Genomic DNA, 16,281 nt, shown 5'->3' with positions numbered 1-16,281 from the left:
GTTCAGAGGCTCTTGCCCGTCGGACGTGAAGTCCGCCGTGCATCCTGAATCCGGCTTTCCGATTTCACTAAGCGTATTCACAGCCGCCCTATGCGCCCCGGGGAGATACAAAAGAACCCGGCCGCCCGGAGCGTCCCCGGATAGCGCCCGCGGTTCCAAGCCGTAAGCAGTGGGTATACAGAAGCCCCCGGATAGACACAAATGAATCCGGCTGCCCGGAGCATCTGGGATACCGACACGCACCCCAGCCGTAAGCAGCGGGCCATTTTTCAATGGGCGGGTGCTTTTTTCTGAAACGGTAGATGGAGAACTAATATTAGAATATCTGGAATCATCTATTTCATTTCCATAACAGAAATACATGGAATATTTACTTTAGCCATACATCCCCTCGTATCTTCTTAAATGCCTGTAAATCTGTATTTTCCCTTACCGTAACCTGACACTTTCACTATAATACCGGACTGAAGCATTTTCTTTAATAATTCGGATGAACTTGATTTCTGTATTCCCAGTAGCTCAACAACATCGCTTCTGCCGAATACCGTTTGGCTGCCATAATTTTCATAAAGCTTCTGCACATGCGAGATCGTCCTTTTTGAAAATGATTCAAGTATCATTTGAAATTGTTCTGGAAGATCAATAGTTGCCTTTGAGGCTTCAATGTCCGGATTTTGCCCATCAATGTCCGGATTTTGCCGGCGAATGTCCGGTTTTTGATTGGCAGATTTTACATATATATGCAGTTTTCGATTGCTTAATTCATTTTGCTCATCCAAAAGCAAATTTCTAAGAAATGTTTCCAAATATTCAGTAGTTTCATAAATACCTTCTTTGAGGTTATTGTAATTAGCGCGGACAAGCGAATTCCTAAAGTACCATGCATTTTCTGCAAATATGTCGTTTGTTGCGTCAAACCCCAGATTTCTTAGATATTTAATAAAAAACACGGCGGTTGCTCTCGTGTTGCCCTCTCCAAAAATATGAATTTGCCATAATCTTGATATAAAAACAGCTAAATGCCGGATGATATCATCCATTGACAGTCCTTTATAGCTGAAATTTTTTTCCAGTTCAAGATCATATTCCAGCGTTGCACGAAGTTCTGAAGCACTTCCATATAACACGGTTGCTCCGTCAAGGACCCATTCCTTTTTCGTGATGTTATAGTCACGGATTTTACCAGCGTGGTTATATATTCCCTGAAATAACTTTCTGTGAATCCCGATATACTCATTTGAAGAAAATGAAAATGCTTTTTCTGCCAAAAGTCCTGCAATGCGGGCCGAGACTTTATCTGCTTCTTCCGTTCTGTCTTCATCAAAGGCCCGGGGTTTCGCTTCGTAATAGCTGTCTATTATTTTCTGCGCTTCTTCGATCGTTATGTTGCCCTCAATATTTTGAATTGCTGTATCTATTAAATATTTTGATGGCTTCAGACCATCCACTGCCTGCAGGCCAATTGCCGTATGCCATGCATAACCTCTGCTCCTTCTGTCCGGTTCGGATTGCTTTATATACTCTTTGAAAGGATCTCTATTCATTTTTTTGCTTCACTCCTTTACTATAACTAAGCTGTCTGTAGGTCAATTAAAAACTTAGTATGGTCTATGGATGTACATTCTGGTCGTACCGGCTTCTCCATCTTCCTGTACCATACAAAGAAATTCCCAGCCATAACGCTCATAAAATGAAGTGTGGTCTGTTATGAGATATAAGGTATCTATTCCTTTCTTTTTCATATCGGTACATACATAATTCAGCAATGCACCAGCGATTCCATTGCCGCGCTTATCCTCTTCCGTATAAACTGCACACACATTTGGCGCGAGGTCTTTTCTGTCATGGAAGTCATTTTCTATAACTCCCAGACCGCCGATAATTCTTTCGTTCTCAAACGCGATATACCATTGGGGAACGATACTCTTTTTCGCGAGGCAATCCTCCATACTTTCTAAATATGCCTCCAATGGAATCCCCCATTTTTGGTGGAACCATTGTGCGGCCTGTTCCTTTATTTCAGGTCTGTCTGCCACCCGTATTATTTCATACTCCATTTGAATAATTACCTCAGCAATTTCGGATTTGTTATTATCTACAGTATATAGTTGCCGCCCGGCGGCGTCAATAAATTGCCTATATGTTTCAAGTTATCCGTTTCGAGTTATCAGCTGGTTTAAGGGGCGTTCAGCTGTTGCTTTGAAAACTCCTGCTGATAAAAAAGAAATGAGGCAGAAGTTTAGATATTCTACCCCATTTCGTTCTTTTTAGTCAATATGCACATGTGATGATGCTGATCCTGATTGTGCTGATCCCCGATAACGTAACCAAGCACATATTACAGTTACCGATACGCCGCTTCGATACCCCAACGGATCTGCCTCCCGGGAACCAGACATACCCATATGTTCCTAAGATCAGATTCGTCTGGCTGCATGAAATCCTTCATGGACAGCCTGCATAATCTTTCTGGGTTTGTTTACGTCTCCTACCGGTATAATCTCCACACCTTTACATTTCGCGCGCAGATCTTCCACCAGAGATTTCCGGGATTTTAATCCCAATGCGCAGACGACGGAATCCGCGTCATATGACACCTCTTTGCCGTCGGTCCGGCAGACGACTTTCGTTCCGCTCATTTCAACGATTCTGTGATTCATCTTAAGGCTGACGCCCAACTCGGCGAGCTTCGCGTCCAATACCCATTTTGTATACACAGCCAGTTCCGGCGCCGCGGTAGGCAGCAGATCGATCATAGTCACTTTTTTGCCCTCTTCCGCAAGTACCATGGCCACTTCGCAGCCGACCAGCCCCGCGCCGCAGACGATCACGGTATCCCCGGTGCTTTCCTTGTGATCCAGGACTTTTAACGGGTCCAGAAGGTTGGCGTCCTGTGCTCCCGGGATTCCCGGCTTGAAGGTATCCGCGCCGTTGGCGGCGATCACCACATCGAAACCGCCTTCCAGGATCATTTCCGGAGTCGCTTCGACATTTAGACGGATGTCTGCTCCGCAGGACAGGACGGCCTGTGTAAGATACCTGGTATAATCCCTGTAATCGATCTTGAAGTCCGGTAAAGAGACATAATAAAGCTGCCCGCCCAGTTCGCCGTTTCGCTCAAACAGGGTTACCTTGTGGCCCCGTTCCACAGCCGTAAGAGCCGCCTGCATTCCGGCGGGACCGCCGCCGATAATAGCTACGTTCTTTTTCTGGGCCGCAGGTTTCACCTGCGTGAAGCCTTCGAATTCTTTTCCGGCCTCCGCGTTGACTGCGCAGGAGATTCCGCAGTTGCGCATGACTTCGCCCAGACATTCGTTGCAGCGCAGGCAGCGCCGTATGGTATCTGCTTTCCCCTCTTTGATCTTATTGGCATAATCGGGATCGGCTATGGTCTGACGGCCGAAGGCGATAAAGTCCGCCCCATTGTTTTCCAGTATTTCCTCGCCCTTTTCCGGCGTGATGCTGCATACGGCGATGACCGGAATGGATACATGCTTCTTTACTTCGGCGGCCAGATCCGCGAGGCTGGCTCTTGGGGTATAGTTCGGCGGAACCCACATGGAGGTGGCGACTCCGCGGCTTAAGTTCAGTCCTTCCGGAGATTTCTTCCCCGCCATCACATCGTTATAGTTGTGCAGCCTGGAATCCCAGGTTCCGGCGGATACGTGAATGGCGTCGGCTCCGGCATCCTGTGCCATTTTGGCAAAGGCGCAGGCTTCCTGAATGGTTATTCCGTTGGGCACATCCTCATCCGCCGACAGGCGGTAGATCAATGGGAAGTCAGATCCGGTGTACTCTTTTATCTTATGTATGGTTTCCAGCGCGAAGCGGGCGCGGTTTTCCAGGGAGCCGCCGTATTCGTCGGTTCTGTGATTGGTATAGGCGGACAGGAACTGTAACGGCATATAACCGTGTGCTCCGTGCAGCTCGATGGCGTCAAATCCGCAGTCCTTGGCTCTTCCGGCCGCCTGGCCGTATTTTTCGATCAGCTCATGGATATCTTCTATGCTCATTTCCTTGGGATTCTCCCCGGGAAGCTGCATGGTTCCCACTCCCGAGGGGGTGAGCGGCCGCTGGCCGGTTACGCCTTCGCCGGCGAAACAGCCGCCATGGGCCAGCTGCAGGCAGACCTTGGCTCCGCCGGAGTGTACGGCATGGGGAATCCGGCTTAAGCCGGGCATGAAGCTGTTCCTGGTGGCTTCGATTTCTCCGGGAATCACACGGCCGGAGGGGTCGGGACAGCATACCTCCGTGATAATCAGGCCCATACCGCCGTTGGCCCTTCTGGCGTAGTAGTTGACGATAACGTCGGACACCGTTCCGTCGGCGGCGGCCAGATTCGTACCCATACCGGGCATAACCATACGGTTTTTAAGCTCCATGGACCCGATTTTTCCGGGTTCTAACAGTTTGTCATAATTCATGAGAATCCTCCTTTTACATAGCATTGCCACTTGGTTTGGCTGGCATTTTACAGGTTTGATAATAGTTTAACAAACAATAGGGGAATTTTCATTGATGAGAGAGAAAAATAAACGGCAGCAAATTGTGCGTTTGCACAACTCACAGCCGTTAGAGTTTCATGTCATAGGACATTATGGACAATTGCAGGTTCAGGCGTACCTGAGAATCGTCAAAATCTTCTTCCAAAATCTCCCGGATCTTATTCAGCCGGTAATTGATGGTATTGCGGTGGACATACAGGGAATCGGCGGTCTCACCCACATTCTGATTGTGCCGGAAATAGCAGCGCAGCGTCTCAATATAGGAACTCTTTTCGCGCAAGTCCGTCTCCAGCAGTTTTTCGAAGGAGCTGCAGCGGTAGAGCTGTCGGTCATCCATGGTATATGCATGCTCCAGCAGCAGATTTAACATATATTTTTCATAGGGATACAGGTGCCGCGGGCTGATATGTCTTAGGTGGGAGAACAGGCCGCACAGGCGGCGGGCTTCCCGAAAGGCCCGGGCCAGAGCCGACAAACCTTCCACCGGGTGGCTCAGCGCGCACAGCATCTGGTGGGTCTGCATATAATGATCTACCTCATCGCTTAACAGGCTTTGGTAGGCTTTTTGGCTGCGGAAGCTTAAGATGAAGTAACCGGTGGTTCCGTCAAAGGTATAGATGCACAGATCCGCGGTCCGCAGGAAGAACTGGCGCAGGTCATCCAGATACCGGCCGATATAGATCCGGTTATCTTCGCCGCATACGCCGGCCACGGCATTTTTCTCCCGGAATTGTAAATGCATGGACTCAGCCCGGTTGCGTATCATGGCTTCCGACTGCATGTTGCCCAACAGCAGATCTTTGGTAAATTCACTTTTCATCTGGCCGACCGCGGCAGAGATCGTATTGCTCTCGCTGATCTTCACCGCGCACACCTCCGCTAACATCTGCAGAACGTACAGATCCAGGGAAGTGATCTTGTTTTCGATTTCCAGAAGGGCGATATAACCCTTCGTCTTGGAACCGATCTTAATGCGGGCCACGACCCGTTTGCGGCAGCCTTTGAAGGCTTCCTCGTCGACGAAAAGAGGAACGGAGGAATTCTCCAGACGTTCCCAGAACGCGTTCACGTCTGTCTGGTTCACCAGCTTCATAGGGCTGTAGCTGGTTTGGATGATCTCGTTCCAGACCGGATCGTCGACCTCCTGATTTTGGGTGTAGGCTAAGAGCATGAAAGATTCGTCCGTGATCATCAGCGGATTCTGTAACAGACGGCGTCCGAACTGCTCCAGCTCATGCAGAGAAGCGCCTCTGGAAACCATGGAAACCAGATCAATGTATTCCGAACGAAGAAGCTCCTCCTGCCGGACGGACAGCCTGCGAAGCTCCTGTAACAGCATGGCTTCCATGGCTTGCGCCGTGTAGGAAGGATCCAAGATCTGAATCCGGCAGCAGGTGTCCCGTGTGGTTTGACCGCTGTTCCTATCGGAAGAGTCTCCCGGCGGATAGATAATCACACCGGCCTGTTCCGGAAGAGCACCGGATAAAGGCCCTTCTCCGGGGGCGGCCAGGTATGCGTAAGCTTCGCCCGGCACCGGTGTATGGAGGGAACCGGCGGTCATTACGCCTGTTATATCGGCGGATGCGGCCAAATCGCCACTGATCCGCCGGTATGGGATCTGTTTTTCTTCCATAAATAGCAGGATGTTCAGCATTCGTTTGCTCCCTGTGCCGTAAGAATGGAATCCCGGAGGATAATCGGGCACTCCACATAGTTCATATGTTCCGGGACTTTATCGCCTCTTAATAAGGTGATCATAAGCTCCGCCGCGCGGTATCCCAGCTGGTGCAGCGGCAGTCCCATACTGGTCAGCTTTGGCCGGAACCATACGGAAAAGTCCCGGTTATCAAATCCGATCACCGAAATATCCGTGCCGATGCGTATTCCGTGATCGTCCGCGTATTCGTACAGACCGCCGGCCATCATATCATTCATACTCAAGATCGTATCCACGCCCCGGCTGAGCAGGAACCTGGCCCCTTCATAGCCGGACTGGCGTTCCCAGTCCCCGTAATATACAAGATCGGGGTTGAAAGGGATATTATTTTCATAGAGGGCTTTTTGGTAGCCCTTTAAACGAGCCTGCATGTGGAAGCTGTCCGGCGCTCCGGCGATGACGCCCAGGTTCCTTCCGGGGCTCTTAAGCAGTTCCAGGGTGGCGTCGTAGGAGCCCTTTTCGTCGTTTACCACTACGGAGGGCATACTGGGATTATTCGTAAAACAATACGCGCATACAAAGGGGATAGGAATTTCTTTTGGAATGCAGTTCAGTTCCCGTTCATGATTGCCGATATATATAATGCCGTCCACCAATTTGGCCAGCATTTCGCTGATTTCGTCGCTGACGGTCTGGAGGCAGTCCTCCGAGGTGTCGTAGAGCATCTTATATTTCTTATAGAGCCTTAAATTCCCGAGTATAATCTGATACTGGTTTTCCTCGCAGCAGGCATTGATTCCGTCCACGATTTCCGGGGATGTAAATACCGTCAGATCCTCCGTGATCACGCCTATGGTACGCCGCTGCCGCTGCTTTAAGTTTTTGGCCATATAATTTGGCTTATAGTTCAGCTCACGGACAGCTTCCATAACCAGCTGACGGGTAGCGTCGCTGGCTTTTCCTTTTCCGTTTAAAATGTTTGATACCGTCCCGATTGATACATTACACTGCTTGGCAATATCTTTGATTCCGGCCATGTGACCACCTCGAGTTCTTATTCTTGCATGATTTCTATTTTATCCTTTCTTACCGGATTTGACAATGTTCTTCTTGTGCTTGCACCGATAAAAAACGCCCCAGCCCATAGATTCCTGCGGAGTAGATCCATCCTAACGTCCCCCAGATATCCCCCTTTCGGATCATGCCTTCATCCTCGCCCTGGGGACAGATCCCGAAACCTTCCGGCTGCATGCCGATATCCGCAAAGCCCATGAAATCCTGAGGCCAGGATAGAATCTGGCAGGTGCCCTGCGCGATCTGTTCCGCCATCCGGCAGAAATAGGTTTCCCCGGTCAAAGCGCCCAGTTCATATAGTTCCCGGATATGGAACAGGGAATAAATGTCGACTACGCCGCCGCCCCAGATGGAATTGATGGCGCCGTATCCCCGGGTTTTAAAGTTCTTCCCGGCCAGATAAGTGCCGGGTGCTACAGGGGCGTTCCAGATGTAGTTCCAGGTGACGAATATCTTTGCTGCGTCCTTCGCGCCCTGGAGACAGGCTTCATCCCCGGTGAGCCGGTATAAATGAAGAAGTCCGGCCATGGCATACTGGGCCGCCTCCTTATCGACGACATTCGGATTGTCCAGTGTGCCGCCCTCGTAATGTTCGGCTTTTACGAAATTATCCAAAGTATAGCGCCCCGCTTTTCGGGCCGCCTGCAGATAAGGGGTGTCGTCCATCCCGGATTCTTGTAACTCCCGGCATAGGTTGCACAGAAAGATTAACGGTATGGCCGTGGCGGAATCCGCGCCCCCCTTGCTGTTTAAAATCCGGGCGGGAGTCCCGTCGGGGCGGTACGCCCTTGACCAGGAACCGTCCGCCTGCTGGTGCGCCGCGAGAAAACCGGCAAACAAAAGCACACAGTCCAACCAGGATTTTTTCTCTATGCCCGCGCTCCGGTACCACTGATACGCTTCCAGCACATCATTCATAGGTTCCGTCATAGTGCGCAGGTAATTACCCTTGTCCTCGGAGACGGAGATATAATGCAGCTTTGGCGCGTCCGGGTCCCCAAATGAGAAGAACGGGGCTTTTGTGTTCAGATCGTAGAGGGAGTAGAGCCACCCGTTGGGGGTCATGCAGTGATCCAGGAAAAAGTCAATCACGCGGATACCTCTGCCGGTCCAGCATCCGCCTCTGGCTGCCGCCATCACAAGGGCCGTATTGCTCTGACGTCCGGTGAAACCGTATTCCAGTATATGGGGATAGGAATCGTGCGGTATCGTATGAAAGGACGTGCCGAAACCGGAGGGCAGGGAGCCGTACCCTTTTCGCGGATCAAAATGGAAGAAGAATCCGGCGCCGTTTTCCGAAAACTCCCGGTAAGTTCTTTCCAGGGAGGAAAGCCGGTAGCCGATGGATTCCTCTGTCCCAAAAGGCAGGCGGACCGTCTTCTGATCGTCCATCTGTTCGGTGATGCCGGCCAGCTTCCGGTACGCCTGGTAGACGCTGTCCGTATAGCTGTCCGCCGTGTAACGGTCGATCAGGTAGGAAAAGGTTATCTGAAAATCTCCGCCGTCCAGAGGGTAATACGCGTATAGGGGGCTGCCGGAGGAATCCAGGGCGACACTTTCGGACTCTTCCGCATAGGGCCAGCTGATACAAAAAGAAATATCCCCGCCCGAGGTAGTCCGGTAACCGAGCGAACAGCATTCCGTCTTTTGCAGAAAATGCTGTTCGCCGCCGGTCCTCTCAGGTCTGGATGTGCTGCGGGCGGGCGTGATCTTCATGATGGAACAGGCTTCCTGGGTATCGTCCCGCCAGGCCACGGCCAGATTCGCGGTCAATCGGTCCTCCATATAAGTGATGAGCCGGTCCTCCATAATGTTGTCCGTTGCGCTCCTGTCCGGCGCGCTGCTGCCCCGTTCGCTGCCCGATGCACTGCTGTCCGATGCGATACGTTCCGGCCTGGTATATCGGATGGAAGGAATACAGAAGCGCCACAGGCCATTGCTTTCGCCCGCCTCCGATATTTGAATCCGGCTGCTGATTCTGACGCCCTGTCCGGGACATTTGGGCTGTTCCAGGCATTTACCGTTTATAATCCGGGTAAATCGAACGGATGAATCGGAGAGGGGTTCGCAGCAGTCGGTGACGGTAAGCCGATAACCGTCCTCATTTTCCAGAAGGGCGGTGGCGGTCTTTATATGGTGATCCATTTTCACGGAGGAATACTCTGCCTCGATCTGTTTCCCGTCCCGGAAATGGAAAAACAGGGACTGTGACGTTTCCGGTTTCATAAGTTATCCTCCTTGCTTACAGCTTTTCTTTCATCCAGACCAGCATCTCCCCGGGAGTGCGGTTGCCCCAATAGGCATAGGGAATGGCTTTTAGTGTGACAGGTTCCAGCGCCGGTTCGTTCTCTGCGTAGAGCCGGTTGTCCTCCCAGCCTTTTTCCGAGATCTTTAGCCCCTTCGCCTCTATGACGGCGACGCCTCCGAATAATTCCGGCTCGAAGTGTTCCAGTAGAGGCGCGCGGGTATCCACATACAGGGAGGCCAGACGGCTGCCGTTATCGGTCTCTTCCAATGCGTATACCAGGGGCCCTTTCATGATGCAGACCTTACCTGCGTCCTCCCGTACGTTGGGGTTGGCCCGCACGAAACGGGGTGGGATGCTAAACGTAAGTTCCAGGGTATCGTCAGACCAGACCCGGCGCAGCCGGACAAACCCTTTTTCGGCCGAAAGGGAAACTGCCTGGCCGTTTACTTTAAGCTTCGCTTCCCGGGCGTAATCGGGAATACGGACGGCGATGGTCTTCTCGGCGGGAGCGTCCGCCTGTACATGAATTTTCACCTGACCCTCGAAGGGGAACCGTGTCTTAACCCGGATCTTCAGGGCAGCGTCCCCCACGACCGCATCGGCTTCGTTGGAAATAAACAGATTCAAATACAGGGAATCAGAATCCGCGGAGTAAATATACTGTCCTAAAGAGGCCAGCGTTCTGGCCACGTTGGGAGGGCAGCAGGCCACTCCGAACCACTTCTGGCGCACCGGCTTCACATGTCCCATGGACGTGCCCTCCATGCAGTTGTCCGGCCATACTTCCAGCGGATTCACATAGAAGAAGCTTTTTCCGTCCAGGGCGATGCCGTCCAGGATCGTATTATAAAGGGCCCGTTCCACGATATCGATATAGCCGGCGTCATTTTGCAGACGGGCCATGCGCAGGCCGAACAGGGCCAGCCCGATAGAGGCGCAGGTCTCGGAATAATTGTTTGCGTTAGGCAGGTCGTAATCGGTTGTAAAACGCTCGGAGATGCCGGAGGAACCGATTCCGCCGGTGATGTACATCCTTTTTTCTACCATGTTATTCCAAAGACGGATACAGCTGTCCAGGAGTTCCTGATCCTGATATTCGGCGGCCAGATCCGCCATGGCGCAATACATATAGACTGCCCGGACTGCGTGTCCGTCGGCGGCGGTCTGTTCCCGGACGGGCAGGTGGGACTGGGAGTAGTCCGGCCGGTAATTTTTGAATTCGGTGAAAATCTGTTTGAAACCGGGCTTTTTGCGTTCTTCCAGGAAATAGTTCGGGGCGGCACCGCGGATGTCGATAAAATACCGGGCTTCTTCCAGATACCGCCGGATGCCGGTGACCTGATAGAGCTTAACCAGAGCCAGCTCGATCTCCTGATGGCCGGGATAACCGTGAATCTGATCCTCGTTGGGGCCGAAGGTCTCGCAAATATAATCGGCAAACCGGCACATGATGTCCAGGAAAGCCCGTTTTCCGGTAGCCTGATAGTAGGCTACGGCGGCTTCCATCAGATGTCCGGCGGTATAAAGCTCGTGTCCTTCCATCAGATTGGTCCACCGGCCTTCGGGTTCCTTGAGGGTAAAATAAGTGTTGATGTAGCCGTCGGGGCACTGGGCCCTGCCGATCACCCCGATCACTTCATCGGCTGTGGCTTCCAGCTCCGGGTCGGGCCGGCAGGATAAGCTGTAGGCCACGGCTTCCAGCCATTTTGCCACGTCGGTATCCTGGAACACGACTCCGTGGAATTCCCCTTCGGAAAGCCCCGCGGCGATCCGGAAATTTTCCATACTGTGACTGGGCTCCGCGCCGGGGACCTGATCGTTGATGGCGGCCCACTGGTAGGGGATAATTTCCTTTTTTACCAGATCCAGATGTTTCTGCCAGAAGACGTCGTGAATCCGGATTTGGTTCAGGGGCAGCGGGTGTTGGTTCTTGATGTTTTTCATGATATCCTCCAGAGGCACAATACTGCGCCGTTTATTCTGCGGAACAAGGTTCTCTAACCTTTGATTCCGGTCAATGTAATGCCCTCCACCAGGTACTTATTTCCGATCAGGAAGAATACCAGGCAGGGCAGTGTGACGATCACGGCCAAAGCCATAACCTGTTCAAAGTTGCTAAGCCGGATGCCGTTTACCATATACAGGCCGAGAGACAGCGTATAAGATTTCTCACCCTGCAGATAGATTAACGTGTAGAAAAATTCATTCCAGCAATTGATAAAGCTGAACAGGGCGACCACGACCAGCGCCGGCTTGATGAGCGGCAGCATGATCTGGACAAAAATGCGGAACCGTCCCGCGCCGTCAATTTTGGCGGCTTCATCCAGATCCTTGGGTATGGTGGAGAAAAATTGCCGCAGCAGGAATACAAAGTAAGCGTTTCCGCCGGAACACAGAAAAGCGGGCAGGATCAGGGGCAGCTTGCCGCCGAACGCGGCGTTCTGGCCAACCCAGCCAAAGGAAGTGTACATCGTGTACTGGGGTATTAAGGTTACCGCGCTGGGCAGCATCATGGTGGCAATGATACATATGAACCAGAAGTTGCGCAGGGGGAATTTTATCCGCGCAAAGGCATAGGCCGAAACGCTGCAGGTAATGATATTGCCGATCACATAGGGGACCGCTATCGAAAGCGAGTTAAACAGCTGCCGTCCGAAGTCGATCAGATCCATGGCTTTGGAGAAGTTGATAAACTGCATGGTTTCCGGCCAGAAGACGGGAGGTCTGGTGAAGAACTCCGCCTTGGTCACCAGGGAGCTGCGAAGCATCCAGAACAGGGGGAAAGCGACAAAGCAGGCAATGATAAAAACAAAAGCGATTAAAAACACATCCACGGTCTTTTGCTTCGTTTTTTGTTTTTTAATACTACTGGCTTTCAATGTTTTTTCCTCCCCTTTCTGGTTGTGCCGTCATCTTTTTTAAAGGTGCCGCCGATGGTGAACATAACCAGAGCGATTACCATCGTGACCAGGAATACGATCCAGGCCTCGGCGGACGCCAGACCCCGCAGTCCGAGATCTTTGAAGCTGTGCTGATAGATCATCACATTGATAAAGTAGGTCATACGGTCCGGGCCTCCATTGGAAGAGAGTGCGACGCTCTGGGTGAAGATCTGGATCGAAGTCACCATGCACATGATCATCTGGAAAAACAGGACCGGCTTGATGGTCTGGAACGTGACGGCCCGGAACTGCCAAAATGCGTTGGCGCCGTCCACCCTGGCAGCTTCCAGCAGTTCCCGGGGAACATCCTGCAGGGTGGCCAGGAACACCACGGTGTTGCCGCCGCTGGTCCAGAGGCTCATGGCCAGAAGAACCACAAAGATCAGTTTCTTATCCATCAGCCATTCCTGGGGATTCATGCCCATGTAGAGCAGAAGCTGGTTGATCAGGCCTCCCTGGGCCTGGTTCTGCATGATCAGTTTCCACAGGATGGCAGTGGTCAGCATCGGCACTACGGAAGGGAGATAAAAGATAGCCCGCAGCAGGTTCCGCCCGATAAATTTCCGGTTCAGCAGCAGCGCGATGATGAGGCAGAACAAGGTGAGCAGGATTACATTCAGCAGAGTATACAGCAATGTGACCTGCAAGGATTTCATAAATTCCGACCCGGAATTCAGAAACATATATTCATAATTGGCAAAGCCGATAAAACGCTTCCCGCCCTTTGCGTCTATCTTCATAAAGCTGTATACAAGGCTTACAATCATCGGATACAGGGTAAGAAGCAGAAATCCGATGATAGCCGGAGCGGCGAACAGATAACCGGCCAGCGCTTCTTTTTTATAGGGATTTTTTATTTTCAATTGGTTCACTCCTCATCATTAATCCGCCGGTGACACAGGGGTTCATTTCTTATACAGGCTTTTTCTTTGGATATTTTGGAAATACCGGCCCGGGCTTTTTGCCCCAGGCCGGTTTTCTGGTTGGTCCGGCAGGCTTGGCGCTCTGGCTTATTCTACCGTTCCTGTTTCGTAAAGCCGTTTGATTTCAGGCATACATTCGGCGTAAACTTCTTCCACGGATTTCTCGCCGTTTAACGCCTGGTCTATGTATTTCGTGTATTCCGCGTTCATTTTGTTATAAGGAGGCAGATAATAGGCAGGCCACTGGGCGATAGAGCCTTCATGGGAGACATAGCTCATGATGGTCTCCACGGCGTCTTTCGGCAGATCCTTGGTCCATTCGCCGATGAGAGACTGATCCGTGTAATAATCCGCCTGGTTGGGCAGCCATGCGCCGGATTGAAGCAGTTCGATGCTGTTGGCCGGATCGATCATATACGCATAGAAATCTTTGGCCGCTTCCAGATGCTTCGATGTGTTATAGACAACCAGAGGTGCGCCGCAGTTCATGGTGACGGCCTCCTTCATCTTCGGCAGTACGGCAACCCCTACGTTTGTGCCTTCGATGTTGGGGATGTTGCCCAGATCCCAGGAGCCGTTGATATACATGGCGTATCCGCCGCCGCCGATCGCAGCGTCCACACCGCCGATGGAGGATACGAAGGTGTATCCGGCCGGGCTGGCTACATGGTATTTGTTAATCAGATCCACTACGTTTTGCAGTCCTTCGATGGTTTCCGGTTTATCCCATAGGAATTCTTTGCCGTCCGCCGAGACAAGGCCGCCGCCGTTGGCATACATAGGCCAGAACTGGTGGAAGGCCATCAGGCAGTTAAAGCCTACGCCGTAAGTCTGGATCTTGCTGGAATCGAATCCGTCCTGCGCTGCTGTTTTGCCGTTCACATCTGTGGTCAGCTTCTGGCATACCTCGATGAATTCATCCCAGGTCCATGCGCTGGCCACGTCGGTGGAAGGATAAGGAATACCGGCCTCGTCGAACATATCTTTGTTATAATATAGAAGCATTAACTGGTTGGAGAGGCCGACGGCCACTACCTTGCCGTTGGTGTCTTTTACGGTAACCGAGTCCAGTTTTTCCGGGATGGCTCCGCTCTCGAATAAATCGTCGATGGGTGCTAAGAGCCCCATTTCATTGTATTTCATAACATCCGCTTCGTTGATATAACTTAAATCGGGCAAAGTGCCGGATTCTTTTCTGGTCTGGATATAGGTGTCAAAGGACTCGTCTGAGGGGAGCACTTCCTCGTTGATCTTGATACCGGTCATTTTTTCATAATTACGGCAGGCCTGTTCGACCAGTTCTTTCTGCCGCCCATCGGACCAGAACAGCAGGCTCAGCTCGATGTCTTCCCCGTCCTCGGCCTGGGGCTGTTGGGCTGTTTCCGCGGCCGGCGCCGGTGTTTCACTGTCTGTTCCGGCGGAATTTCCGGTTACCGCCGCCTGACCGGCGTCGGAACTTCCGCAGCCTGACAGAGCGCCCAGAGCCAATGCGAGACTTAAAATAAGTGCCAGAGTTTTTCTTTTCATATGACTTCTCCTTTTTCTTTGCGGGCTTTCGCCCGGTAAACATTTCCCTGAAAAATGAAACGTTTTACCTGTTTGCCAGAAAAAATGGCTTTTTCAAACGTTTGTCTTGGGAAACAGGTCAACAGATACGGATTGAAAGAGCTCCTTTTCTTTTTTATAGCACAAAGATGGGCAAAGCGTCGAACCTTAATAATATATAATTATCTCGATTAAACTTAATATATCTTAATATAACTTTGCTAATCTGTTATTTTTATTAAAAAAATGAAAAAATGATTTTTGGCAATATACTCTATTTCACAGGAAAAATGAAACGATTTACCTAAATTATTTGTATATTTTGCACAAACGATAAAACGGAGAAAGAAGAGGAGGATTAAAGAGGAGGATAAAGGGATCTGTTGCCCGCAATAAGAAGGATAGGTATGCACCGATAATTAAGCTCATATAATATATTAATGTGAATAAGGGACTTAATCAAATGAAATTTCTGGTCTTTATCTCTGATTTTATAATTCCGCTTATGATATTTTACATAGTCGGGCATGGCATCCTGATGAAAAAAAACGTCTACGATGATTTTGTCAAAGGGGCGAAAGACGGATTCAAGACGGTGATCCGAATCATGCCTACGCTGATCGGGCTGATGGTTGCGGTGGGCATTCTGAGAGCGTCCGGTTTCCTGGACATGATCGCGGATGTGCTGGGGAAATTTACCAATGTGATTCATCTGCCGTCGCAGCTGGTTCCGCTAATTATTGTCCGGATGTTTTCCTCCTCTGCGGCTACTTCGCTGGTATTGGATATCTTTAAGCAGTACGGGCCGGATTCGGTTCTGGGGACGATCACGTCGATTATGATGAGCTGTACGGAGACGATTTTCTATACGATGAGCGTGTACTTTATGACGGCTAAGGTGACGAAGACCAGGTATACGCTGGCAGGGGCGCTGGTCGCAACTTTTGCGGGGGTGGCGGCTAGTCTCATTTTGGCGGGGATGATTTAGGAATTTTGGGGGATGTTGACTTAGGGCCGGGAAGAACCCTGGGGGGCGGGATGGAGCCTCCGGCTCCCGGGATATGCGGCGGGGCGGGCGTCTGTCCTTGGACGGGCGGAGGGCTGTATGCTGGCTGCTGCTAAGTGAAATCCAGACGGCAGGCTCAGGAACCGGGCCAATTCACCAGGGGCTGTCGCACTCACTTAGCGCTCTTACCGGGGGCTTCGGATGTCCGCTGCTTAGGGCTTGGAACTGCGGGCGCTATCCGGGGACGCTCCGGGCGGCCGGGTTCTTTTGTATCTCCCTGGAGGCGCGGAGGGCTAGCGCTGGAATACGCTAAGTGAAATCGAAAAGCCGGGTTCAGGAACCGAGCCTATTCACCAGGAACACGTGATGTGTTCCCGGTTC

General features: G+C 51.4%; 11 protein-coding genes. 1 reads left to right on the top strand and 10 read right to left on the bottom strand.

What is annotated here, in order from left to right:
• Positions 1-401 precede the first annotated feature (401 nt).
• The 10 genes from KTH89_RS24085 to KTH89_RS24040 all read right to left on the bottom strand — a co-directional run bounded on the left by KTH89_RS24085 (position 402) and on the right by KTH89_RS24040 (position 14,876).
• On the bottom strand, positions 402-1,544 hold the full coding sequence (locus KTH89_RS24085) for a Fic family protein (protein WP_158348819.1): 1,143 nt from the start codon (positions 1,542-1,544) through the stop codon (positions 402-404).
• Between the two features lie 54 nt (positions 1,545-1,598).
• A complete protein-coding gene (locus tag KTH89_RS24080) occupies positions 1,599-2,057 on the bottom strand; it encodes a GNAT family N-acetyltransferase (protein WP_158348820.1) in 459 nt (152 codons plus the stop codon).
• Between the two features lie 360 nt (positions 2,058-2,417).
• Positions 2,418-4,424: an oxidoreductase gene (locus tag KTH89_RS24075; RefSeq protein ID WP_238723396.1), complete on the bottom strand. Its 2,007-nt coding sequence runs from the start codon at positions 4,422-4,424 to the stop codon at positions 2,418-2,420.
• Between the two features lie 148 nt (positions 4,425-4,572).
• On the bottom strand, positions 4,573-6,159 hold the full coding sequence (locus KTH89_RS24070; RefSeq protein ID WP_158348822.1) for a PucR family transcriptional regulator: 1,587 nt from the start codon (positions 6,157-6,159) through the stop codon (positions 4,573-4,575).
• Positions 6,153-7,199 (bottom strand): LacI family DNA-binding transcriptional regulator, encoded by a 1,047-nt coding sequence (locus tag KTH89_RS24065; RefSeq protein WP_238723395.1) that lies wholly within the window; start codon positions 7,197-7,199, stop codon positions 6,153-6,155. Before KTH89_RS24065 ends, KTH89_RS24070 begins: the two co-directional genes overlap by 7 nt.
• Positions 7,200-7,248: 49 nt before the next feature.
• Positions 7,249-9,462 carry a hypothetical protein gene (locus KTH89_RS24060; RefSeq protein ID WP_158348789.1) on the bottom strand — a complete coding sequence of 738 codons (2,214 nt, stop codon included), beginning with the start codon at positions 9,460-9,462 and terminating at the stop codon, positions 7,249-7,251.
• Between the two features lie 16 nt (positions 9,463-9,478).
• A complete protein-coding gene (locus KTH89_RS24055; protein ID WP_158348788.1) occupies positions 9,479-11,428 on the bottom strand; it encodes a glycoside hydrolase family 127 protein in 1,950 nt (649 codons plus the stop codon).
• Between the two features lie 53 nt (positions 11,429-11,481).
• Positions 11,482-12,363, bottom strand: a complete 882-nt coding sequence (locus tag KTH89_RS24050) for a carbohydrate ABC transporter permease (protein ID WP_158348787.1) — start codon at positions 12,361-12,363, stop codon at positions 11,482-11,484.
• Positions 12,360-13,289, bottom strand: coding sequence for a carbohydrate ABC transporter permease (locus KTH89_RS24045; RefSeq protein WP_158348786.1), 930 nt, complete (start codon positions 13,287-13,289; stop codon positions 12,360-12,362). Before KTH89_RS24045 ends, KTH89_RS24050 begins: the two co-directional genes overlap by 4 nt.
• Positions 13,290-13,436: 147 nt before the next feature.
• Positions 13,437-14,876, bottom strand: coding sequence for an ABC transporter substrate-binding protein (locus tag KTH89_RS24040; RefSeq protein WP_158348785.1), 1,440 nt, complete (start codon positions 14,874-14,876; stop codon positions 13,437-13,439).
• Positions 14,877-15,357: 481 nt separating this feature from the next.
• On the opposite strand from KTH89_RS24040, the gene KTH89_RS24035 reads away from it, so the two are divergent.
• The gene (locus tag KTH89_RS24035; protein ID WP_158348784.1) at positions 15,358-15,882 is read left to right on the top strand and encodes a spore maturation protein; all 525 of its coding nucleotides are present in this window, start codon (positions 15,358-15,360) and stop codon (positions 15,880-15,882) included.
• Positions 15,883-16,281: the final 399 nt, after the last annotated feature.

This window comes from Diplocloster agilis, from assembly GCF_019042275.1.
GTDB classification, from domain to species: Bacteria; Bacillota; Clostridia; order Lachnospirales; family Lachnospiraceae; genus Diplocloster; species Diplocloster agilis.
Note: the sequence above shows the minus strand (reverse complement) of the source record. Positions and strands in the feature narration are given on the sequence as shown.

Coding starts and splice junctions, on each gene's coding strand:
- KTH89_RS24085 (WP_158348819.1), bottom strand. CDS start 1,544: ATGAATAGAGATCCTTTCAAAGAGTATATAAAGCAATCCGAACCGGAC.
- KTH89_RS24080 (WP_158348820.1), bottom strand. CDS start 2,057: ATGGAGTATGAAATAATACGGGTGGCAGACAGACCTGAAATAAAGGAA.
- KTH89_RS24075 (WP_238723396.1), bottom strand. CDS start 4,424: ATGAATTATGACAAACTGTTAGAACCCGGAAAAATCGGGTCCATGGAG.
- KTH89_RS24070 (WP_158348822.1), bottom strand. CDS start 6,159: ATGCTGAACATCCTGCTATTTATGGAAGAAAAACAGATCCCATACCGG.
- KTH89_RS24065 (WP_238723395.1), bottom strand. CDS start 7,199: ATGGCCGGAATCAAAGATATTGCCAAGCAGTGTAATGTATCAATCGGG.
- KTH89_RS24060 (WP_158348789.1), bottom strand. CDS start 9,462: ATGAAACCGGAAACGTCACAGTCCCTGTTTTTCCATTTCCGGGACGGG.
- KTH89_RS24055 (WP_158348788.1), bottom strand. CDS start 11,428: ATGAAAAACATCAAGAACCAACACCCGCTGCCCCTGAACCAAATCCGG.
- KTH89_RS24040 (WP_158348785.1), bottom strand. CDS start 14,876: ATGAAAAGAAAAACTCTGGCACTTATTTTAAGTCTCGCATTGGCTCTG.
- KTH89_RS24035 (WP_158348784.1), top strand. CDS start 15,358: ATGAAATTTCTGGTCTTTATCTCTGATTTTATAATTCCGCTTATGATA.